Source organism: Aeromonas sp. s12 (genome assembly GCF_040907925.1).
In the GTDB taxonomy this organism is placed as follows: domain Bacteria; phylum Pseudomonadota; class Gammaproteobacteria; order Enterobacterales; family Aeromonadaceae; genus Aeromonas; species Aeromonas veronii.
On sequence record NZ_JBFOCT010000045.1, the window covers coordinates 65,388 to 87,429 of the forward strand.

A 22,042-nucleotide genomic window follows, 5' to 3' on the forward strand; every position below is an offset into this window, starting at 1 on the left:
CCGTGTGACGCCATCCCGGCGGAGGCTGGGGCCGCCTTGCGGCGGCCCTGGGATCACCCGGCGGGGGAGACGGTGACCTGGATGTGTTGGGGATCGCGGCGATCCAGTGTGATGCGATACTGGCCGTCGTGGGGCGGGGTGAACTTCATGTCGCTCCACTGCCAGCCGGCCTTGACTACCACCGGTTTGTCCGCCTCGACCTTGACGGCGGGGTCGAACTGGCCATAGCTGGTGTCGGCCTTCCACTTCTCGTCGGCAATCTTGAACTTGTAGGCGCCGTGACTGGCCTGCAACGCCACCTGTACCGACAGCAAGTCTCCTTGCTGGGTCACCAGTTGCTGGTCTGCCGGTGCCTCCCAGTTGTTCATCTCGCCACGCAGGAATAGCGGGCGTGCCAGGGGATCCTCCTCATTGGCCAGCGCGGGCTGGAGGCAGGCAATCAGGGTAGTCAGCAACAGTGTCTTCTTGAACATGGGAGGTCCTCTTTGTGGTGTGTGGTCAGGCACTCTGCAGGGTGAAGCGGCGGGTCAGCGACAGTTGCTGCTGCGAGAGCTGCTGTAACTGGTCGCTGGTCTGTGCCACCCTGGCCAGGGCGCCCTGGTTGTCGTCGGCAATCCGGGCGATGTTGGTAATGTTGCGGGCGATCTCAGCACTGGTCTGCTGTTGCTGCAGGGTCGCGCTGGCGATACGGCTGCTCTGTTCGGCCACTTGCTGCAGCGCCTTGGATAGTTCTGCCAGGGTGGCGCAACCTGCATCGCTATCGGTGCGGCTCTGGGCCATCGCGTCGTGGCAGCGCAGCATGGTGGCGACCGCGCCGCGGGTGCTCTGCTGCAGATCGTCGATGATCCCCTGGATACGAGTGGTGGAGTCTGCGGTGTGGTGTGCCAGCTGACGCACCTCGTCGGCCACCACGGCAAAGCCACGCCCCTGTTCGCCGGCGCGGGCCGCCTCGATGGCGGCGTTGAGGGCCAGCAGATTGGTTTGTTCCGTGATGCGCCCGATCAGGGCAAGGATTTCACCGATGTTGACGCTCAATGTCTGCACCTGCTCCACACTGCGGCGTGATTGCGCCAACTCGTCAGCCAGTTGCTGCAGCCGTTTGCCGGTCGCAGCCCCACGCAGGCTGGCGGCGTGGGCTGCCGCAGCTATGTTGCCGAGTGTCTGCTCGGTCTGGCCAATACTCCCGGCAACCTCGCGAACCGAGTAGTCCATCTCCTCCATGGCGCTACAGACCCCTGTGGTCTCGTTGCGCTGTTCGCCGATGGCAAGCTGTGCGTGATGCTGGGCTTGCTGGTTCTGGCCGGCCATGCGGCCGAGCGCGTCGGCCGCATGAACTATCTGACCGAGCATGCCGCTCATCTCGTCGGCCAGGGCATTGATGCCGATGGCAAGCTGGCCAAACTCGTCGTGGCGCAGCAGCGGTACGCGTTTGCGCATGTCTCCCTGGCTCAGTGCCTTGAGGGTGGTGAGGATATGGTGCAGCGGCTGGCGGATGGCGTGCACCAGGTGCCACAGCACCAGGGCGCCGAGACCGAGAGAGAGCAGCAGGCCGGCGCACAGCCCGAGGCGTAGCCAGAGCAGAATGGCGCCGCTGCCGGCGGTGCTCTGGTGAAGCTGCTCGTCGATTGCTCCGTCAAGTTCGCTCAGCTCGCCTAGCAGACTGTCGATGAAACGGCTGGCTTGTGCGCTTTGGTTGCGAAGCATGATGCTTTGCTCGACCAGTGACAGGTGGCGGGCCAGCAAGCTGTCTGGACCACTTAGCAGGGTTGCGAGGGTATCGAGCCGTGCCCCTGTGCTACGTTCCAGGCTTAGGGTTGCGCCGAAAGCATCTTCTTGGCCTGCAAGCTGGCGCTCCAGCTCCTTGCGCAGATCTGTCATCTGCTTATTGGCCCGTTCATTGATGGCTAAGCGTGCCGCAATAGGAGCCGGGTCTTGCTGCTTGAGGATCTCCTGAGTAGCACTGACTTGCTGTTCCAGGTTCGCCAGCAGACGATTCTTGAGCAATGCGGCAGGATGGCTACCCAGAGGGGCAAGCAGTACATCGAGGGCACTGGCAAATTGGCGCGCCGTGCTGCCGAGGCGGGTGTCGGCAGCCAGCTTGCTCTGTTCGAGGCGGTTGTGGGCATAGTCATCGACCAGTTGTTGGGCCAGTTGCCAGTAGGCGGCCTGTTGCTCGCGCAGGCTATCGACGCGCTTACTCTGCTTTGGTTCCCCTGCTATCTGCCTAGCCAGGATGTTTAGGTCCTGCTCGAAGTGTGCTTGCCATTGCTGCATCTGCTGACGTGCTGCATCCAGATCCTCATCTCTGGTCTGCAGTAATGCGTTGCCCAGATGGCGGTCAAGCGTGAACAGATCGCGAGTCACGGCGCGGCTTTGTACCAGGGTTGGAGCAGTATGGCTGGCAAGTGTCCCTACCTGGTCGGCCAGCCGCTGGCCGGCGTAGAGGGAGAGGGCTACGGAGAGCAGCAGTAGCAACAGGATGACGGCAAAGCCCAGCGCCAGGCGCTGGATGATGGAAAGGTGACGGGTACGTAATTTCATGGTATCGATTACATGTGGTATTGAGCCAACCCGGCCTGATGGCAGAAGTGATAAGTCATCTATTATCAGTGTCTTACTTTAGTGAAAAATAAGGCTTTGATAAGACAGGGCACCTGAATCTGATTTCTGTGTAACTTTTTCACTATTATGTGAATCTTTTACACTCTTTCTCGGTACCCTTGTACGGGATTTGTCCTGGGTTGCGAGCCCGCTCTCATTTTGTGTCCTGCGCCCGGGAATAAAAAAAGCCCCCGACTGGGCGGGGGTAAAGTGGATCGGGGCATGCAGTAGCCCTATTTAGCGGCTGATCCTGAGCCCTTCGGCATTGAAAACAAGGCAATTTTGCGGGGCAAAGAAAACATCCATCTTCTGGTACGGATGAAACTCCCCATCCCCTGCCAGCAGCAGCTTGAAGCCGTCGGTGCCGCAGCACTGGCCGAACAGATAGGTGCTGTTGCCAAGACGCTCCACTACCTCGCAGGTAAAGGCGAGGTGGATCCCCTCTGCGCCCGGCACCACATGCTCGGGACGCAGGCCAAGGGAGATCTCGCTGCCCGGCTCGAGTCGCTCGGTGAGGATGGGCAGGGTGAGCTCCTGCTGGCCGGCTACCCTGACCCGGATCTGCTCCGGGCTCCAGGCCAGAACGCTGGCTGGCAGGAAGTTCATCTTGGGTGAGCCGATGAAACCGGCCACGAAACGGTTGCAGGGCTTGTAGTAGAGCTCCATTGGCGAGCCGACCTGTTCCACCTTGCCATAGTTCATCACCACTATCTTGTCGGCCAGGGTCATGGCCTCCACCTGGTCGTGGGTCACGTAGATCATGGTGGTCTTGAGTTCCTGATGCAGCTTGGCGATGTGCAGGCGCATCTCGACACGCAGCTCGGCATCGAGGTTGGAGAGTGGCTCGTCAAACAGGAACACTTTGGGGTTGCGCACAATGGCACGGCCGATGGCAACCCGCTGGCGCTGGCCGCCGGAAAGCTGCTTGGGTTTACGGTCGAGCAGATGAGAAAGCTGCAGAGTCTTGGCCACCATGCTGACCTGGTGGGCAATTTCCTCTTTTGGCACCCCATTGACCCGCAGGCCATAGCCCATGTTCTCCGCCACCGTCATGTGGGGATAAAGCGCATAAGACTGGAACACCATTGCCACCCCGCGATGAGCTGGGGCCACATCGTTGACCACTTGTTCATCAATGGCAATGTGGCCGTCCGATATCTCTTCCAGGCCTGCGATCATCCGCAGTAGGGTGGATTTGCCACAACCGGAAGGACCGACGAAGACGGTGAACTCACCGTCTTCTACATCCAGGTTGACGTTATGCAAGGTCACGTTGCTGCCAAAACGCTTGACCACATTGTTCAATCTGATACTCGCCATGAGCTTTAACTCCTTGATAGTAAATGCATTAGCTGCAGAGTCTCGAAGTAGTCAGCCCCTGCTGCGGCTTTTTTGCCCTGGGAGGGAGAAGGGGTTTCACACCGTTTCACTCTGTGGCTTTAAGGGGACTATATCAGTCAGGTGTAAGCGGTTGCACAAAATGCTGTTTCTTTTGTGCATGAGATCACAGCCTTGATATGTGCTACTAGCAGGCAGGGCAAGCACAGCTTACCGTAGAGTCATTCGGTGTAATCGTTACCTTTTTTCTGTTTAAGTGCACACCTGGAAGGCGTGCCAAGCAAGAATCAAGAGATAGAGCGAATTGATCCGGATCTGATGTATAGGGTTAAAGCATTTATTTATCATGATCTTAGTTAAGTTGGTGTGTGCGACTGCGATTTCCGACTTAACCGGTATGTAATCAAGATAAATTCTTAATTACACAATAACCGGTAAAAAATGCCACAAGTTACACTGGCTTGATGAAATTGTAACATTCACCTCACCTAGATGCTCGGCTAAGGCCTGTTTTCACCTGAGTTAGGGACAAGGAAATCATATGAAAATCAATAAATTGACCGTTTCAATGCTGTTGTCTTTGGGCGTGATGGGGCTGGGGCAGGTTGCCCGTGCCGCCGATGGCGAGCTGCTGGTGTGGGAAGACATCAAGAAATCCAATGGCATCGAAGAAGCGGTCAAGGCATTTGAAGCCAAGCACAACGTCAAGGTGAAAATCCTCGAAACGCCCTATGCCCAGCAAATAGAGAAACTGCGCCTGGATGGACCGGCCGGTATCGGTCCGGATGTGCTGGTACTGCCCCATGATCAGGTTGGCACCGCCGTGGTACAGGGGTTGATCAGCGAAATCAAGCCAAGTGCCGACTATCTGGCAGGTTTCACCAAGCCTGCTGTAGACGCCCAGACCTATGAAGGCAAGCTCTATGGCCTGCCCAAGGCAGTCGAGACCATCGTCATGGTCTACAACAAGGATCTGCTGCCCAAGGCACCGGAAAGCTTCGACGAGCTGATCAAGGCTTCCCAGACCCTGCGCGCAGAGAACAAATACGGCCTACTCGCCAAGTTTGACGAGATCTATTACTCCTACGGCGTAGTGGCAGCCATGGGGGGCTACATCTTCGGCCAGAACCCCAACGGTTCACTCAACGTCAAGGATGTTGGCCTGGCTAACCAGGGGGCAGTCGACGGGGTCACCTTCCTTAAGCGCTTCTATACCGAAGGGCTTTTCCCTGCTGGCATTGTCGGTGAGACCGGTGCAAACGCCATCGACTCTCTGTTTACCGAGAAGAAGGCGGCGGCTGTTATCACAGGACCTTGGTCGTTCCAACCTTACAAGGATGCCGGTGTGAATTATGGCGTCGCCCCGCTGCCGACACTGCCCAATGGCGAACACATGCGTTCCTTCCTCGGCGTGAAGGGGTACAGCATTTCAACCTATTCCAAGCAGAAAGAGCTGGCACAGCAGTTTATCGAGTTCATCAATCAGCCTGAGTACGCCAAGGTCCGCTTCCAGAAGACCGGTGAGATCCCGCCGCTCAAGGCGTTGATCGACGATCCGCTCATCAAGGACGACGAGAAATCCCGGGCCGTAGCCATTCAGGCTGGCTTCGCCATCCCGATGCCAAGTGTGCCCGAGATGCAGGAGGTGTGGACCCCGGCCAACAGTGCACTGCAGCTCGGTGTGACCGGCAAGCAGGATGTCAAGGCGGCTCTGGACGGCGCGGTCAAGAACATCAACATGCAGATCGAAGTCAATCACGCACAGCAATAACAACAGTCGAGCTCCGGCTCGATTCGGGCCGGGCGGCATCAGTGGTCGCCCGGGCTCTTAATGGAAAGGAGGTAAATTGTGGTTGTCGATTCCGAATCGTTCACCCAGATCGGTACAAGAACCCATCATGCCAAGGTTGCCGCGCTGCTCTCGCTGATACCGGGACTCGGACAGTGGTATAACCGGCAGTGGGTCAAGGGCACCCTGTTTTTCATCGTCATGGTTTGCTTCTTCGGCGTATTCCATGACTTCCTGTCCCAGGGCTTCTGGGGCCTGTTCACCCTCGGCACCGAGTTGCCGCGGGACAACTCCGTCTTCCTCCTGGCCAAGGGGGTCATCAGCGTACTGGTGGCCATCTTTGGTTGTGCTTTCTACTACTGGAGTATCCGCGACGCCTATATCAACGGTGATCGCCGCGATCGTGGCGTGGCCCTGACAAGTGTGCGCAAGCAATACCAGTTGCTGCTGAGCGAAGGATTCCCGTACCTGATGATCACCCCGGGCTTCATCCTGCTGGTGTTCGTGGTGGTGTTTCCCATCATCTTCGGCTTCTCCATCGCCTTCACCAACTACGATCTCTACCACACCCCGCCGGCCAAGTTGGTGGACTGGGTGGGGATGAAGAACTTCATCAACATTTTCAAGCTCGATCTGTGGCGATCGACCTTGCTTGACGTGCTGCAGTGGACCGTGATTTGGACACTGATCGCCACCACATTGCAATGCTCTGTCGGGGTGCTGCTGGCGATCCTGGTCAATCAGAAGGATCTGCGCTTCAAGCCGCTCATCCGCACCATCCTTATCCTGCCGTGGGCCGTGCCCGGTTTTGTCACCATTCTGGTGTTCGCCGGCATGTTCAACGAAACCTTTGGCGTCATCAATAACGGTATTCTGGCTTCTCTGGGTATTGACCCCAAGGCATGGATGACAGATCCCTTCTGGACCAAGACGGCCCTCATCCTGATGCAGACCTGGCTTGGCTTCCCGTTCGTCTTCGCCATGACCACTGGGGTGTTGCAGGCTATCCCGGATGATCTCTACGAGGCGGCCACCATCGACGGTGCCAGCACATGGCACAAGCTGACCACCATTACGCTGCCCCTGGTGTTGTACTCGATCGCTCCGATCCTCATCACCCAGTACACCTTCAACTTCAACAACTTCAACATTATTTACCTGTTCAACAACGGGGGACCTGCGGTGGCCGGTTCCAATGCTGGCGGCACCGACATCCTGGTCTCCTGGATCTACAAGCTGACCATGTCGTCATCCCAGTATGCGATTGCGGCGAGCATCACCATTCTGCTCTCCATCTTCGTGGTCGGCATTGCCCTGTGGCAGTTCCGTGCGACCAATTCGTTCAAGCAAGACGACATGGTGTAAGGAGAGCCAGCCATGAGTGCCAAACACAGTCTGAAAAAGAGTAATGCCATCCGCCTGACCCTAAGCTATTTGCTGCTGGCTATGGTTGCGGTGGTCATCATCTACCCCCTCATCTGGACGGTAGGGGCATCCCTCAACCCGGGCAGCAGTCTGCTCAACACCTCGATCATCCCGGAAAACTTCTCCTTTATTCACTACCAGGAGCTGTTTGATGGACGCATCGACTATGCCGCCTGGTACTGGAACTCGATGAAGATCAGCTTCCTGACCATGGTGCTGACCCTCATCAGTGTCAGTTTCACCGCCTATGCCTTCTCGCGCTTTCGTTTCCGCGGGCGGCAAAACGGCCTGATGCTGTTCCTGCTGCTGCAGATGGTGCCCCAATTCTCGGCCCTCATCGCCATCTTCGTGCTGGCCCAGATGCTCGGCCTGGTCAACAGCCACCTGGCATTGGTGCTGGTCTACGTGGGTGGCATGATCCCGATGAACACCTATTTGATGAAGGGTTACCTCGACGCCATCCCCAAGGATCTCGACGAGTCGGCGCGCATGGATGGGGCTGGCAACTTCCGCATCTTCATCGAGATCATCATGCCGCTCTCCAAGCCCATCATCGCGGTGGTAGCACTGTTCTCCTTCACTGGTCCGCTCGGTGATTTCATCCTGGCCAGCACCATATTGCGTACCCCGGATCAATTCACTCTGCCTATAGGTCTTTACAACCTGGTCGCCCAGAAGATGGGAGCCAGCTACACCACCTACGCGGCGGGGGCTGTGCTCATCGCGGTACCGGTGGCCATCTTGTACCTCTCCTTGCAGAAGTACTTCGTTTCCGGTCTTACCGCAGGTGGGACCAAGGGTTAATTCGTTAAACAGGACGTTCGACATGAAAATCAAGAAGACGCTGGTGATGGCGGCGCTGCTCGCCACCGGCATGTTGGGCATGCAGACCCAAGTCATGGCCGCCGAGAGTGCAGTGGTGCAACCAGTGGCGGTACCGCAAGCCTTCATCAAGGGGGCCGATGTATCCATGCTGGCCGAGGTGGAGAAGTTTGGCGGCAAGTTCTTCGATGCCAGCGGCAAGCAACAGGACGCCATGGCCATCCTCAAGGAGAACGGTTTTAACTACATTCGCCTGCGCCTGTGGGTGGATCCCAAGGATGCAGACGGTAAGCCTTACGGCGGCGGCAACAACGATCTGGCTGCAACGATAGAACTTGCCAAACGTGCCAAGGCGCACGGCATGAAGTTCCTGCTCGATTTCCACTACAGCGACTTCTGGACCGATCCGGGTCGTCAGAACAAGCCCAAGGCGTGGCGTGATATGTCGGTCGAGCAGTTGGCGGATGCGGTCTATGCCCACACCAAGGAGAGCATGGATGCCCTGGCCAAGGCTGGCGTGGTGCCTGACATGGTGCAGGTCGGCAACGAGATCAACGGCGGCATGCTGTGGCCAGAGGGCAAGAGCTGGGGCCAGAACGGTGGCGAGTTTGATCGCCTGGCGACTCTGCTCAAGGCCGGCGTGCGTGCGGTGAAAGAGCACGGCAAGGATATCAAGGTGATGTTGCACCTGGCTGAGGGTACTAAGAATGACACCTTCGTCTGGTGGTTTGACGAGATTGCCAAGCGCGAGGTGCCTTTCGATATCATCGGGCTCTCCTTCTACACCTACTGGAATGGTCCCATCAGCGCCCTCAAAGCCAACATGGATGACATCAGTAAGCGCTATGGCAAGGATGTGATCGTGGTCGAGGCCGCCTACGGCTACACCACGGACAACTGCGACAACGCCGAGAATAACTTCACCGCCAAAGAGGCGATCGACGGTGGTTACCCGGCCAGTGTACAGGGGCAGGCCGATTTCCTTCGCGATCTTATCAAAAGCGTGGTGGCGGTACCGGATGGGCGTGGCAAGGGCGTCTTCTACTGGGAGCCTGCCTGGCTGCCGACGCAGGGCGCGACCTGGGCAACCAAGGCCGGTATGAAGTACAACAACGACGACTGGAAAGAGGGCAATGCCCGGGAGAACCAGGCGCTGTTTGACTGCTCCGGCCATGTGCTTCCCTCGATCAAAGTATTCAACTGACCCGGTTTCAACCGATAGGGCGGCCGGCCATGGCCGGCGCCCCCTCGTCTTAGGAGATGTGTGATGTTCAAGTTTTCCCCGCTCAGTGAACGGGTGCCCGCCCTGTTGCATGGCGCTGACTACAACCCGGATCAGTGGCTGGACGACCCTCAGGTGTTCGAGCGAGATCTCGAGATGATGAAGCAGACCCATTCCAATGTGATGTCGGTCGGTATCTTCAGTTGGTCTTCCCTGGAGCCGGAGGAGGGGCGCTATGAGTTTGGCTGGCTCGATACTGTGATCGATCGCCTGAACGAGAACGGCGTGTCGGTCTTCCTCGCCACCCCGAGCGGTGCCCGCCCTGCCTGGCTTTCCCAGCGCTATCCCGAGGTGCTGCGGGTCAGCAAGGAGCGGGTCAAGGCGCTGCACGGTGGTCGTCACAATCACTGCATGAGCTCGCCTGTCTATCGTGAGAAGGTACGTGCCATCAACGGCGCTCTGGCCGAGCGCTATGGTCGTCATCCAGGTGTTATCGCTTGGCACATCTCCAACGAGTACGGTGGCGAGTGCCACTGTGAGCTATGCCAGGGGCGCTTCCGTGACTGGCTCAAGGCACGCTATGGCAGCATAGAAGCACTAAACCACGCCTGGTGGAGCAGCTTCTGGAGCCACACCTACACCGACTGGTCACAGATCGAATCCCCGTCACCTATCGGGGAAAGTTCGATCCACGGCCTCAACCTCGACTGGAAGCGTTTCAACACCGCTCAGGTGAGCGACTTCTGCGCCGAGGAGATCAAACCCTTGAAGGCGGCCAACCCGAGCCTGCCGGCCACCACCAACTTCATGGAGTACTTCTACGACTATGACTACTGGCAGTTGGCCAAGGTGATCGATTTCATCTCCTGGGACAGCTACCCCCTGTGGCACAACAGTGGCGATGACTCGACCCTGGCAGCCTACACCGCCATGTATCACGACCTGATGCGCACCCTCAAGGGAGGCAAGCCCTTCTTCCTGATGGAGTCGACCCCGAGCCTGACCAACTGGCAGCCCATCAGCAAGCTCAAGAAGCCAGGGATGCACATACTCACCTCCTTGCAGGCGGTGGCCCACGGCTCCGACTCGGTGCAGTACTTCCAGTGGCGCAAGAGCCGTGGTTCGGTCGAGAAGTTCCACGGCGCCGTGGTCGATCACGTTGGTCACATCGACACCCGGGTCGGCCGCGAGGTTCAGGCTCTCGGCGAGATCCTGGCCAAGTTGCCTGAGGTTGCAGGCAGCCGCGTCGAGGCGAAAGTGGCCATCATCTTCGACTGGGAGAGCCGTTGGGCCATGGACAACGCCCAAGGCCCGCGCAATGCCGGTCTCTTCTACGAGAAGACGGTGGCCGATCACTACCGCCCCTTCTGGGAAGCAGGGGTGGCGGTGGATGTCATCAATGCCGACTGCGCGCTCGATGGTTATGACCTGGTTATCGCCCCCATGCTCTACATGGTGCGCGATGGCTTTGCCGAACGGATCGATGCCTTCGTCAAACGAGGCGGCCAGTTTGTCACCACTTACTGGAGCGGCATTGTCAACGAGACCGATCTCTGTCACCTGGGGGGCTTCCCCGGGCCGCTGCGCCCTGTCCTTGGGATCTGGGCAGAGGAGATAGACAGCCTCTATGACGAGGAACGTAACGCCGTCTCGGGTCTTGCCGGCAACGAGGCCGGACTCTGTGGCCCTTACGAGGTGACCCACCTGTGCGATCTCATCCATTTGGAGGGTGCGAGGTCCTTGGCCAACTATGACGGCGACTTCTATGCCGGGCGTCCGGCGGTGACGGTCAACGAACACGGGGCAGGGCGTGCCTACTATGTCGCCTCGCGCAACAATCTGGCATTCCAGCGCGACTTCTTCGGACACCTCATCGATACCCTGGCACTGCCGCGCGCCCTGCCGGCCTTGCCGGATGGGGTCACCGCCCAGTGTCGCACTGACGGTGAGCAGGTGTTCGTGTTCGTGCAGAACTTCGCCAACGCCGAGCGCCTAGTCACGCTGCCGGGTGGTCACAGCGACATGGTGAGCGGCGAGGTGTTGGGCGACTCGCTGGTGATGCCGCCGTTTGGCTGCCGGGTGTTGCGTCGCGCCTGTTGATCGCGGGGCGGAGCCAGTGGCTTCGCCCTCTTTTTTCACGTTTAGGAGGTTCAAATGGTCAAGATGCAGGACTTTAAACGGCTGTTCGCCGCCGCCCTCGGCCACAAGGGGGAGAAATCAGCCGAGGCACCGCTCTCCGGGCTGGACGAAGCAGCCATCACCGCGCTCATCGCTGCCTTTGGTGGGCGCGACAACATCGTGGGCTTTGACGCCTGCCTGACCCGGCTGCGGGTCAGGGTCAATGCCTTGCAGCCGGTCGACAGCGAGGCGCTGCAGCGTCTCGGCGCCATCGGCGTCATCATCATCGGCGACGAGGTGCAGGCCATCTTCGGCAAACGCTCGGACAACCTGCGTCGTGAGCTCGGTCAGTGGTTCGAGCTGCACGAGCCGGAGCAGCACTAGGATGCACCCCCCGCTGAGCTGGCCACTGCTGGTCATGCTAGGTGCCCTCAGCGCCGGGGCTGGCGCCGCCCCCCACAACCTGGCCATCCGCGGGGCGGATGTGTCCACTCTGGCCGAACTCGAGCGCCTCGGCGTGCACTATCAAGACGGAACGCGGCAGGGGGAACTGCTGACCCTGATGCGCGAGCGCGGTCTCAACCTGGTACGCCTGCGGTTGTGGGTCGATCCCCACTCCGCCAAAGGGGAACCCTTTGGCGGTGGCAACAACGATCTGGGAAGGGTGATTGCACTGGCACAGCGCAGCCGGGCCCTCAACCTACCCTGGTTGCTCGATCTTCACTACAGCGACTTCTGGGCCGACCCCGGCAAGCAACACACGCCACGCGCCTGGCTGGGCAAATCGGACGCCGACCTGGCAGCGGTGCTGCATGATTACAGTGCCACCGTCATGCGCCGCCTGCGTGAGGCTGGGGTGCCACCGCAGATGGTGCAGGTCGGCAACGAACTCAATAATGGCATGCTGTGGCCGCAGGGGCGACTGCACCGGCGGGAAGAGGCCGAGTTCGACCGTCTGGCTCAGCTGCTCAAGGCGGCTATCGCCGGGATCCGTGCTGGCAGCGAGGGGGGGAGCCCCCCGCGCCTGATACTGCATCTGGCCGAAGGGGGCGATGAGGCACAGTGTCTGCGCTGGTTCAAGGCGATGCAGGCGCGGGATGTGCCGTTCGATCTGGTGGGTCTCTCCTTCTACCCCTACTGGCACGGATCCTTGGGTGACCTCTCGCGCACCATGAACAGCCTGGCTACCCAAATCAGGCGCCCACTCCTGGTGGTCGAGACCGCCTATGGCCACGACACCGTCAACCAGGACGCAGTCCGCAATGCCTTCGGCGAGCAAGAAGCCGCGCGCGGCGGGTTTGCCGCGACGCCCGAGGGGCAACTGGCGTTTCTCGATGCCCTGCGTGCCGCTATCGCAGCTGTGCCGGATCGGCTCGGACTCGGGTTTGTCTACTGGGAGCCTGGCTGGATCCGGGTCCCCGGCGACAGCTGGGCCAGTCATGCCGGCATGACATTCCTCGGGATAGACGAACCCCTCGGCAATGGCTGGGAGAACCAGGCCCTGTTTGATCGGGAGGGCAGAGGACTGCCGTCGCTGGCCGCCTTCGCCCGGACCCGCTGACTATTTCACGTTAAAGAGATGACAACAGCACCATGAAGACTGACATGAAAAAGACCAAAATCGTCTGCACCATCGGTCCCAAGACCGAATCCAAAGAAATGCTCGGCAAGATGCTCGACGCCGGCATGAACGTCATGCGCCTGAACTTCTCTCACGGTGATTACGAAGAGCACGGCACCCGTATCCGCAACCTGCGTGAAGTGATGGCCGAAACCGGCAAACACGCAGCCATCCTGCTGGATACCAAGGGTCCGGAAATCCGTACCATGAAGCTGGAAGGTGGCAACGATGTCTCTCTGGTTGCCGGCCAGACCTTCACCTTCACCACCGACCAGACCGTGGTTGGCAACAAAGACAAGGTCGCCGTGACCTACGCCGGCTTTGCCAACGACCTGCGTGTCGGCAACCGCATCCTGGTGGATGACGGCCTGATCGGTCTGGACGTCATCGAAATCACCGAACGTGAAGTCATCTGCAAGGTGCTGAACAACGGTGATCTGGGCGAGAACAAGGGCGTCAACCTGCCGGGCGTCTCCATCAAGCTGCCGGCCTTGGCCGAGAAAGACAAGCGTGACCTGATCTTCGGTTGCGAGCAGGGCGTGGACTTCGTTGCCGCCTCCTTCATCCGCAAGAAAGAAGACGTGCTGGAAATCCGTGAGCACCTGAAGGCCCACGGTGGCGAGGCCATCCAGATCATCTCCAAGATCGAAAACCAGGAAGGCCTGGACAACTTCGACGACATCCTGGCTGTCTCCGACGGCATCATGGTTGCTCGTGGCGACATGGGTGTGGAAATTCCGGTTGAAGAAGTGATCTTCGCCCAGAAGATGATCATCACCAAGTGCAACAAGGCACGTAAAGTGGTCATCACCGCCACCCAGATGCTGGATTCCATGATCAAGAACCCGCGTCCGACCCGCGCCGAAGCCGGTGACGTGGCGAACGCCATCCTGGATGGCACCGACGCCGTCATGCTGTCTGGCGAATCCGCCAAGGGCAAGTACCCGCTGGAAGCCGTGACCATCATGGCCACCATCTGCGAGCGTACCGACGCCGTGATGCCGTCCAACCTGTCTGCTGCCAACGACAGCAACAAGCTGCGCATCACCGAAGCCGTGTGCAAGGGTGCGGTCGAGACCTCCGAGAAGCTGGACGCCCCGCTGATCGTGGTTGCCACCGAAGGCGGCAAGTCTGCCAAGGCCATTCGCAAGTACTTCCCGAAAGCCTGGATCCTGGCCATCACCACCAACAAGAAGACTGCTGCCCAGCTGGTCCTGACCAAGGGTGTGGTTGCTCACGTGGTTGACAGCATCGCCTCCACCGACGATTTCTATCGCATCGGCAAAGACGCAGCGCTGCAAAGCGGCATGGGTCTGAAGGGTGACGTGGTCGTCATGGTCTCCGGTGCCTTGGTACCGAGCGGCACCACCAACACCGCCTCCGTGCACATGCTCTGAGCTGGAGTCGAGTCTTTCTAGTCCCATACTAGACTTAAATATTATTAGCTAACTTTAGCTACTCAGAACCCGCGATGCTCCATATCGCGGGTTCTTTATTTCAAGAGGGGGTACGCATATGTTATAAATATGCGCTATCTTACCGCCTTGATATCACTGCAGAAAACGTGGTGTACCACCTTTCCATCTTCTGCGGGGCACTTCCATTTTACCTATGCTTCTGAAGAGCTCATACATCACAGTCAGTAGCATTTCATCAAACTTGAGCAAATAGTTCAGCACATTATGCAATAGCAGATGACGTTCTTCTAAGTCATCGTGATACACCATGCTAATATCGTATATTCCCTACTCCTCAAACTTATTCCTATACGTATTACAGTTGTAATATGTTCTGGGTGCACTGCTCAGTGATTTCCAGCCTTTGCCTAATCGACGCCAAAGGTTAATATCAGTGACGGCGTATCATTTGTGGGCACGGATGGCGCCAGATAACGGCAGGCATGCGACCTCTTGGTTGGGTTCCAATACGCCAGCGAAGGAGGCGATCCGGGTCGGTTTCGATTACTTCAAAGGCAACCTGAATCGGGTCAGCGCAACAGCCAAGTTCTCCGAGCATGAGTACCATTTGCATGTGGTCGAGCTACATAACTCCTGCCCCAGCACCAAACCAGTCTGGCCGCGCTGGTAGCGTTTTGTTCCATTCTGATGGGCAAGCCGGTGCAGGAGCAGATGGTAGTGCTGGGTGACATGACGCTAGGCGGTGTGGTCAATCCGGTTGAGGATTTGGCTGGCAGTCTGCAACTGGCAATGGACAGTGGCGGAAAACGGGTATTGTTGCCGATGGCGTCAGCCTCGGATATTCCAACCGTACCGGCGGAGATCTTCTCCAAGTTTCAAATCAGCTTTTATGCTAATCCGGTAGATGCCGTCTACAAGGCATTAGGGGTTCAGTAGTCAGCCAAAAAAAAAGAAGTATCAGGTAGGGTGAGCTACATGCTCACCCTCTGCCTCAGATTCATATTTTCGCGGCTTGAACACTACTGCATTCCTGCCGGTAGACATCCAGATAGAGATATCCGTAGCTGGCTTTGGGATTAGCCAGACACACCCATTCCCCTTGCTGCAACGTCACCAATTTATCTTGGTCACTCAGTAGTTCTCCTTGTTGAAAGAGCTTTCTAAGGCGCTCAATAAAACTCGGTATAACGGTATCAATGTCGGTGAGCCATTGCTCGTCAGCATCGCCATAGACGCCGCAGCGATCCCAAAGCAGGGAAACCCTGCTTCGTTCAACAATTGCACGTGCGCCAAAACGTGGCTGAACTTGGGTGTGTAATCCCCAACTCCCTATGGTTCGCATTTTCTGTGTACTCCTAATGATGGTAAGTCGTTGTAGAGCTCACTGCTGGCTATGCCTTCTTCCTCCATGGGCCCCCTGACCGGCGTGGCAGTTACAAATTTCCTCGTTCTGCCAGCGACACCACACCCTCAGTACCGACGACCAGATGATCCAAAATCCGGATATCCACTAGTGCCAAGGCATTCTGCAGGCGCAGGGTGATCTCGATATCTGCCCGGCTGGGTTCCGGGTATCCCGACGGGTGGTTATGCACCAGTATCAGAGCGGCAGCATTGTGGTGCAGTGCCCGCTTGACGACATCGCGAGGGTAGACGGTCGCAGCGGACAGAGTGCCAAGGAACAGCTCCTCGTAGGCCAGGATCCGGTGTTGGTTATCGAGGAACAGTGCTGCAAACACTTCGCGGTCTCGTGTTTGCAGCAGCCCTTGCAGCGCTTGTTGTGCCAGGTATTTATCGGTGAGAGCTGTGCCCTTGGCGAGTTTCTGGCGGGCAACGGCTTGGGCGATGGTGAGCAGGTCATCGTCGGTGACAAGGTCAGTCACCCGGTAGGTGCCGGGGGTTTCCCCGGCGATCAGTTTGTGATGCAACATGATTGTGCTCCATACACCATCGTCCCACCGCGTTGGATGCGGCAGGGTTGGCGAGGTAGTTGGTTAATGGGTTACTGAATGGGGGGTGACTGCAGACTTGGTTGGCGGTGTTCTGGCCGCCAGGGTGTGCGGGGTGTAGTCGTGCAGCGGAATGTGGTAACTGGTGGCGAGCAAGTTACCTACCTGTGTTAGCCAGTAGTGATCCAAGTGATCGCACAGCCATTGCGCCAGTGCATCACCCCGTTCGTTTTCATAGCGCAGGTAGAGGGCGTAACCGTCTACCGGCTGGCTTTGGTCATGCACTGCTTCAATCTGACCATCATGCTCAAGATAAGCCTCCAGCTCGATGGCGAGCACGGCGTTAATCATCTTCGGTCTCCTTGTCAGGGATGGGGTCACTCGCCACGGCATAGCCGCGATGGATGCAGATGCGTTGCAGGTCGGCCAGAAAGTTGGCCAGTACGCGAGGTTGCTCGGTGAGCGGGACTGGTCCTGCCTGGCAATGCCAGAAACAGCGACGTTCGGGGTCGATGCAGATTTCATCCCTCGGCCGGCTCATGGTGTGCCAGTCCTCAGCATTGGTGAGGGAGATCAGTTGCCACTGCACGCCAGACCAACGGACCTGCAGGGTGACGGTGCGGATGTGTGGACTATCCGGTGTCAGGTGCAGCAGCCATCGCTGACTACTGCGGGTGGGGGGTATCTTGGCGTTGGCGGCAACTTGTCCCAACCACTGACGTGAGTAGTGGGAGAGCGCTAATTCTTGGCTCATCGTGTCCTCCTAATCTCCTGCGACGGTGACGCTGAAGCATTCCAACCGGCAGTAGGCAATGAAGTTGCTCTGCCAGATGCCGAACAACTCCCGCGCCTCAGCCAGCCGCAGCGGTCCCCAGCCCAACATGGTGTGTTCCCCATCGAGGAAGTTGAAATCGAGCTCCTTGCAGAGCTCAGCATCTTGGCCCGGCCCCTGGTAGCTGAAGTCGGTGACGTAATCGAACAGCCAGCCATCAAGCCCACGGATCAGGCGGATCTCGACCGGGTGTACGCCGCCTTGCTCGGCGCTGTAGCCGGGATTGCGAAAGTTGAAGGTCAGTTGGGTTAAGCGATCGATATTGAGCTCGGTTTTAGCGATTTCCTGGTTGAGCAGAACTAGCAATGCTTGGGCTACGGGCAGGGCAAAGCCGTCCCGGAAAAAAGGAATGGTCATGGTGTTTCCTCATTGAGTTCCAGCAGGAGAGCGCCCCTGCGTTTTGCTTTGAAGTGATGGGTCAGTCGTTTAACCAATCCCACAGTTTGCTGACGCCATAGGCTGCGACGGCGCCCACGGCAAGGGGGGCTAACAACGGGGCGGTGGCAATACCGGTCACCGATACTACCGTTGCAGCAGCGCCACTACCTCCCGCAGTTGTGGCTAGGGTGCTGGCAGCAAGTCCAGCCGTTGCACTGGTGGCAGCCTTGCTTAACGTGTGACGAGCGACTTCGGCAGCCACCACCGTTGCTACAGCGGTCTGCAGCAGCTTGGGGGGATGCTGAATCCCTTCAATACACCAAGTGACAAACAGCTCACTGTTGGCAAACGGCTGGCCCTGCTCTCCTTCACTGAGTCGGGCGTAAGCCCGTGTCAGGCTTTCCTCTCGACTGAACAGGCGTTGAGTATGGGGTTTGACTTCAATAGCGCAGTGCAGACTGAATTGAGCCAACGAGGTCAGCGTCAGTTGGCCTGAATGCTTTCCTGAAGCGGATGGTAGACAGTGAATGATCTGGTCATGGCCAACAAAGATGCCATGATGGTGGCCTTCAGACTGTGGTGTTACCAAGTGATCGCCGATAATGAAATGTCGTGTCATGGGGTGATGATCCTCATCAAGAGTTGGAAATGAAAAAGGGCGTCACCATTACGGTGACGCCCTTTGGCTTTGTTTTTCCTGAGCGGGCTAATTGCCGCCCAAGGTTATCTTCAGTGGTTGATGAAACTGGGGGGTGAAGGTGGAAACAGGTAGCCGAGTGACTTGGTTGTGAGCGAGCACCTCGGTCGCCTGAATAATGGCGATGGACTTGGCCTGCTCTACCTGGGCGCAATCCACTTCTGTAAAGCCGCCACCATAACGAGTAGCGGAACTCCCACCGAATGGCTCAACCTCCAGCGTTGACTCGGCCAGCGCTTTGCCCTTTTTGTCATTAAACTGCAGCGTGATATACAACCGCCCAAACTCATCGGCTCCCCCACTATCTAAAGAGAAGTGATACGCGCAGACGCCCTGGTTGGCGTAGACGGTGTCGGTGTGCTGGATAGAGAGATAACGTTGTTCTTGGGCACTGCAGGCGATGGCCGAGAATATCAGCGTGGAGGCCAATAAATACCGATGTATGTCTTTCATAGAAATCCTCGTGACAATTACTTTCTCTTAAACCACTTAGTTATTTACGCCCAAGGTATCTGAATATTTCTTTGCCATTGTAAAAGCCAACCAGGTCTTCCTCATTCTTATACTTCTTATTTGGTTGAAATTTGACAACAGTGCCAGGTCGACACATATCTTTCAGTGAAATATTGAATTTTTCATCAGGCGTAACTGTGTAACCAATGGCAATTTTCTGTGGGGAGCCCGCAGTGGCGATCCAGCCCCACATGCCTGCTTCACACTCACCGAAGGGCTGACTGCGAACAATGACCATTGAAAGATTACTGATTTCAGTTGCGATACATTTTCTATTTAACTTCAAATGGGCGTTACACCAAAATGGTTTCCCTGTTTTGTCCTGCACTAGTGCAGGCAGAAAGCCTGTGAACGGCTCTGCTGCCCGTAGTGATAGACTTCCAGACATAAGCGTTAGTAGTAAGCAGAATGTCAGCTTTTTCATTTTTTATCTCACCGAATAACTATTATTAAATAGAGGCGTATGGCTATCACTAGGAACGGTAAACCACACTACTTTTCAGTTGCTCTGAGATCTGAGTATGCGTTGTACGCTGGAGATACTGATCCCCGTGCGCTTGGCAATTTCAGATCTTGGTAATCCTTTGGCAACCAGTGCAAGAACTTCATTACCTTTTGCCATTGCAGTAGGCTTACGCCCCTTATAGGCACCTCGGCGCTTGGCTAACTCAATACCTTCAGCTTGCCGCTCCAACATCAATTCTCGTTCAAAGGTTGCGATAGCACCGATCATGGTGAGCATTAACTTGCCGGTAGGCGTTGAGGTATCAATCCCCAGATTTAATATCCGCAATGCAACTTGCTTGTGTTGTAGAAATTCTGATATCTCCAATAGGTGACGAGTATTACGAGCCAGACGGTCCAGCTTGGTAACCATCACCACATCCCCCTCCTTCACATAATCCAAGAGGAGAGCAAGTTGTGGCCTATCATCACTGGCACCGCTAACCTTCTCTTGGAAAACCTTATTGCATTCGGCCAGCGCTCGAAGCTGGACTTCAAGGCTCTGACCTCCCGTACTAACACGTGCGTAACCTACCAGTGCCATGGTCTCCTCCCGGTCAATAGGGCAAGGTACACTGACCCCCATGGTCAAAAGTCTCGAAGAGACCTTCTTGACCTGAAAATGGAGGAAAATAGATGAAATGAGTGCCGATTTCGTGAGTGTCACTAGGGCTTGATCTATTGACTCCAAACTAGCGATGGAGAGAAATAACGGGACGCTTTGTGATAAACGTCCCGTCGTGATGGGTAGCAGAATAATGTGCTACTGATTGATTTGATTGGATGTAACAAGATGCCAACGTAAGTTATTGGCTTTGTGGCTCAGGCGTAGGTGGTGAAGAGGCCGCGTTTTTACCCAGTTTACTGGTCAGGGGCGAGGAACGAGGGTTGAGGCGTTTTGGTGCTGTTACGGTTGCCAAAGGCTGTGAGGTGGAAGATGACGCTATTATTGCTGGCTCAGGATAAAACTCCTCCAGCAGCATCGGCACCTCTTCATCGATATCCTCAAACTGGCCGTTACGCAGCAGCTCGCGAGCAGCCTGCTCCATCTGCTCAATGGCGAGCCCCGCTTCTTGGTCACGCTGGGCGGCCTCCTGTGCGAGCCTGACTGCCTCGGTCAGGTTGGTTTCCTCCCGCAAGGTTAAATCCACGTAGTAGACCGGGGTGCGGTAGGACTGGGCAGTGCTCTTGGCTCGCAACCGCAGGGTGAGCGGCAGATAGCGGGTATGGCCCCCGCTCACTGCCTCCAGGTACTTCAGTCGCGCCGCCAGGGTGCGTACCGAGTTGTAGCCGGTGGTGCGGAAGATAAAGCTGCCCAGCTCATCCCCTTGCCCCTCCACAAACAGGTTCAGTCGCCCGTACAGCTTGCAGCCCTGTTGCCCGGCAAAAGCGCAGCGCTCAGGTCCCTGGCAGCTGACCTCCTCCATGCCTTGCGCCCCGACGCGTCTTGCCACCTCCCCATTCCCGACACAGAGCGGCCTGCCGGTTTGCCGGTCAAACGCGCTGTATTCCGCCCGCAGATTCAGGTCGCTATCGTTGAACAGCACCCGCACCGGAATGGCGCGGATCTTGGTCTGCTCCTGCCCTTGGTTATTCTTTTGCGCTGAGTAGTGTTGATGCAGGGGATGGAGCAACCATCCCCCCTTTTGTTGTATCTGGGTGGTGAGGGTGAAGCTGTCATCCTTCTCCGGCACCCACTTATCCTGTTTTTGCACCAGCTTGCCGATGCAGATCCGCCCGATCACGGGCGGGGTGATCGCCAGTCCTTTGATCATGGTGTTTGCCTCAAGGGTTGAATGGTGAAACGGCGTACGCCGGGCACCGGTTTGACGTAGAGGGTGAGCAGGTCGGGATGATCCCGTCCGAGCTTATCCAGATCCGGTGCCAGCCGGTCTTTGCTGCGCTTCCAGGTGATCTTGCCGTCGGCAAACAGCCCGGCTGTCGCTTCACCCAAAGTGGCTTGCAGCCGCTGTTTGAGTTGTGACTCCTGCAGTTCGACCGTTTCTTTCTGCTCACGCAAACGCAGTAGCTCGCCAAACATCTGGTTGAACTCGGGGGAATCGGAGAGATCCACCGTCTGGCCATCATCGCGGGGGAAGAGCCAGCTCAGGGCATTGGCGGCATCACTGGATCCGTCAGGCTCTGGCTGCTGGTCTTGTTGCACCATCTGCCAGAACTGTGCTTCCCGCTCGGTGAGATCCTGGATCTTCTCCTCATCGCGCTTGATGCGGTAAATCCGGAAATCCTGGCCACCGATCAGCACTGCCACCTCAGCCCAGGCATGGCCGGTAACAGCCAGCTGATGCAGTACCTGACACTGGTAAGCCACCGGCACTCCTTCCTCCCACTGGGGAGCGCTGTGATAGCTGGCAGTTTTGATCTCCAGAATGCCAGGCCCATCGGGGTGGCCGACTACCTCCCGATCGAGGTTGGCGAGCATGAAGGGTTGCTCGGGGTGTTGCAGCACCGCATTGACTCGGCGCACCTTGTAACCGGTGCGTTTGGCGTAGACCTGTGCCAACACAGGTTCCAGCTCAATGCCCCACAGCACCGCTTCCTTGTGGGAGATATCTTCCGGCTCCTTGCGACCGGTCTTCTCCAGCCACAGACTGAGCGGGCATTTGTAGGGAGATAGCCCCACTGCCACGGCGGCATCGGAGGAGCCAATGCCGAGTTTGCGGATAGCGAGCCACTGCTCGCGGGTTAATTGGGTAGTGGAGGCCAGCCGCAGGGCCTGGCCGTATTTGGATTTTGCTTTCATGACGACTCCTTGTTAACGGCATAAATGGCTACGCCCGGATTGGCTTGCGCCAGT

General features: G+C 57.4%; 23 protein-coding genes. 9 read left to right on the forward strand and 14 right to left on the reverse strand.

All coding sequences use genetic code 11. The features are described 5' to 3' along the window. Positions 1–53 precede the first annotated feature (53 nt). The 3 genes from AB5Y67_RS21510 to AB5Y67_RS21520 all read right to left on the reverse strand — a co-directional run bounded on the left by AB5Y67_RS21510 (position 54) and on the right by AB5Y67_RS21520 (position 3,921). A complete protein-coding gene (locus tag AB5Y67_RS21510; RefSeq protein WP_068982258.1) occupies positions 54–473 on the reverse strand; it encodes a hypothetical protein in 420 nt (139 codons plus the stop codon). Between the two features lie 25 nt (positions 474–498). Next, a complete protein-coding gene (locus tag AB5Y67_RS21515) occupies positions 499–2,541 on the reverse strand; it encodes a methyl-accepting chemotaxis protein (RefSeq protein WP_068982259.1) in 2,043 nt (680 codons plus the stop codon). A gap of 297 nt (positions 2,542–2,838) precedes the next feature. Then, on the reverse strand, positions 2,839–3,921 hold the full coding sequence (locus AB5Y67_RS21520) for an ABC transporter ATP-binding protein (protein WP_068982260.1): 1,083 nt from the start codon (positions 3,919–3,921) through the stop codon (positions 2,839–2,841). A gap of 559 nt (positions 3,922–4,480) precedes the next feature. On the opposite strand from AB5Y67_RS21520, the gene AB5Y67_RS21525 reads away from it, so the two are divergent. The 9 genes from AB5Y67_RS21525 to AB5Y67_RS21565 all read left to right on the forward strand — a co-directional run bounded on the left by AB5Y67_RS21525 (position 4,481) and on the right by AB5Y67_RS21565 (position 15,290). Next, positions 4,481–5,710: an extracellular solute-binding protein gene (locus tag AB5Y67_RS21525; RefSeq protein ID WP_068982261.1), complete on the forward strand. Its 1,230-nt coding sequence runs from the start codon at positions 4,481–4,483 to the stop codon at positions 5,708–5,710. Between the two features lie 78 nt (positions 5,711–5,788). Then, complete coding sequence (locus AB5Y67_RS21530; RefSeq protein WP_068982262.1) at positions 5,789–7,093, forward strand: carbohydrate ABC transporter permease; 1,305 nt, start codon at positions 5,789–5,791, stop codon at positions 7,091–7,093. Between the two features lie 12 nt (positions 7,094–7,105). Continuing rightward, the gene (locus AB5Y67_RS21535; RefSeq protein WP_068982263.1) at positions 7,106–7,957 is read left to right on the forward strand and encodes a sugar ABC transporter permease; all 852 of its coding nucleotides are present in this window, start codon (positions 7,106–7,108) and stop codon (positions 7,955–7,957) included. Between the two features lie 22 nt (positions 7,958–7,979). Further along, on the forward strand, positions 7,980–9,179 hold the full coding sequence (locus AB5Y67_RS21540) for an arabinogalactan endo-beta-1,4-galactanase (protein ID WP_368208074.1): 1,200 nt from the start codon (positions 7,980–7,982) through the stop codon (positions 9,177–9,179). A 63-nt stretch (positions 9,180–9,242) separates the two neighbouring features. Continuing rightward, positions 9,243–11,297, forward strand: a complete 2,055-nt coding sequence (locus AB5Y67_RS21545; RefSeq protein WP_068982264.1) for a beta-galactosidase — start codon at positions 9,243–9,245, stop codon at positions 11,295–11,297. Positions 11,298–11,351: 54 nt separating this feature from the next. Further along, the gene (locus AB5Y67_RS21550) at positions 11,352–11,699 is read left to right on the forward strand and encodes a glucose PTS transporter subunit EIIB (protein ID WP_068982265.1); all 348 of its coding nucleotides are present in this window, start codon (positions 11,352–11,354) and stop codon (positions 11,697–11,699) included. A 1-nt stretch (position 11,700) separates the two neighbouring features. Further along, complete coding sequence (locus AB5Y67_RS21555) at positions 11,701–12,876, forward strand: glycosyl hydrolase 53 family protein (RefSeq protein ID WP_068982266.1); 1,176 nt, start codon at positions 11,701–11,703, stop codon at positions 12,874–12,876. A gap of 44 nt (positions 12,877–12,920) precedes the next feature. Continuing rightward, entirely contained in the window at positions 12,921–14,333 is a 1,413-nt protein-coding gene (pykF, locus tag AB5Y67_RS21560) for a pyruvate kinase PykF (protein ID WP_068982267.1), read from the forward strand. A 708-nt stretch (positions 14,334–15,041) separates the two neighbouring features. Then, positions 15,042–15,290 (forward strand): S16 family serine protease, encoded by a 249-nt coding sequence (locus tag AB5Y67_RS21565; protein WP_232354360.1) that lies wholly within the window; start codon positions 15,042–15,044, stop codon positions 15,288–15,290. A gap of 61 nt (positions 15,291–15,351) precedes the next feature. On the opposite strand, the gene AB5Y67_RS21570 is transcribed toward AB5Y67_RS21565, so the two are convergent. The 11 genes from AB5Y67_RS21570 to AB5Y67_RS21620 all read right to left on the reverse strand — a co-directional run bounded on the left by AB5Y67_RS21570 (position 15,352) and on the right by AB5Y67_RS21620 (position 21,988). Continuing rightward, on the reverse strand, positions 15,352–15,696 hold the full coding sequence (locus AB5Y67_RS21570) for a type IV toxin-antitoxin system YeeU family antitoxin (RefSeq protein WP_123172552.1): 345 nt from the start codon (positions 15,694–15,696) through the stop codon (positions 15,352–15,354). 91 nt (positions 15,697–15,787) lie between these two features. Further along, positions 15,788–16,285, reverse strand: coding sequence for a DNA repair protein RadC (gene radC, locus AB5Y67_RS21575; RefSeq protein WP_068982369.1), 498 nt, complete (start codon positions 16,283–16,285; stop codon positions 15,788–15,790). A gap of 63 nt (positions 16,286–16,348) precedes the next feature. Then, complete coding sequence (locus AB5Y67_RS21580) at positions 16,349–16,654, reverse strand: hypothetical protein (RefSeq protein WP_068982368.1); 306 nt, start codon at positions 16,652–16,654, stop codon at positions 16,349–16,351. Then, positions 16,647–17,057 (reverse strand): hypothetical protein, encoded by a 411-nt coding sequence (locus tag AB5Y67_RS21585; RefSeq protein WP_068982367.1) that lies wholly within the window; start codon positions 17,055–17,057, stop codon positions 16,647–16,649. The genes AB5Y67_RS21580 and AB5Y67_RS21585 overlap by 8 nt, the downstream gene beginning before the upstream one ends. Before the next feature lie 9 nt (positions 17,058–17,066). Next, positions 17,067–17,492: a DUF2787 domain-containing protein gene (locus AB5Y67_RS21590; RefSeq protein WP_068982366.1), complete on the reverse strand. Its 426-nt coding sequence runs from the start codon at positions 17,490–17,492 to the stop codon at positions 17,067–17,069. A gap of 61 nt (positions 17,493–17,553) precedes the next feature. Further along, positions 17,554–18,132, reverse strand: coding sequence for a lecithin retinol acyltransferase family protein (locus AB5Y67_RS21595; RefSeq protein WP_068982365.1), 579 nt, complete (start codon positions 18,130–18,132; stop codon positions 17,554–17,556). 87 nt (positions 18,133–18,219) lie between these two features. Next, positions 18,220–18,663 (reverse strand): IrmA family protein, encoded by a 444-nt coding sequence (locus AB5Y67_RS21600; RefSeq protein WP_068982364.1) that lies wholly within the window; start codon positions 18,661–18,663, stop codon positions 18,220–18,222. 40 nt (positions 18,664–18,703) lie between these two features. After that, entirely contained in the window at positions 18,704–19,147 is a 444-nt protein-coding gene (locus tag AB5Y67_RS21605; RefSeq protein WP_081326110.1) for a hypothetical protein, read from the reverse strand. A gap of 75 nt (positions 19,148–19,222) precedes the next feature. Continuing rightward, a complete protein-coding gene (locus AB5Y67_RS21610) occupies positions 19,223–19,771 on the reverse strand; it encodes a recombinase family protein (protein WP_043124758.1) in 549 nt (182 codons plus the stop codon). Between the two features lie 262 nt (positions 19,772–20,033). Further along, positions 20,034–21,002: a hypothetical protein gene (locus AB5Y67_RS21615; protein WP_068982363.1), complete on the reverse strand. Its 969-nt coding sequence runs from the start codon at positions 21,000–21,002 to the stop codon at positions 20,034–20,036. After that, on the reverse strand, positions 20,999–21,988 hold the full coding sequence (locus AB5Y67_RS21620) for a YqaJ viral recombinase family protein (RefSeq protein ID WP_123172553.1): 990 nt from the start codon (positions 21,986–21,988) through the stop codon (positions 20,999–21,001). Before AB5Y67_RS21620 ends, AB5Y67_RS21615 begins: the two co-directional genes overlap by 4 nt. Positions 21,989–22,042: the final 54 nt, after the last annotated feature.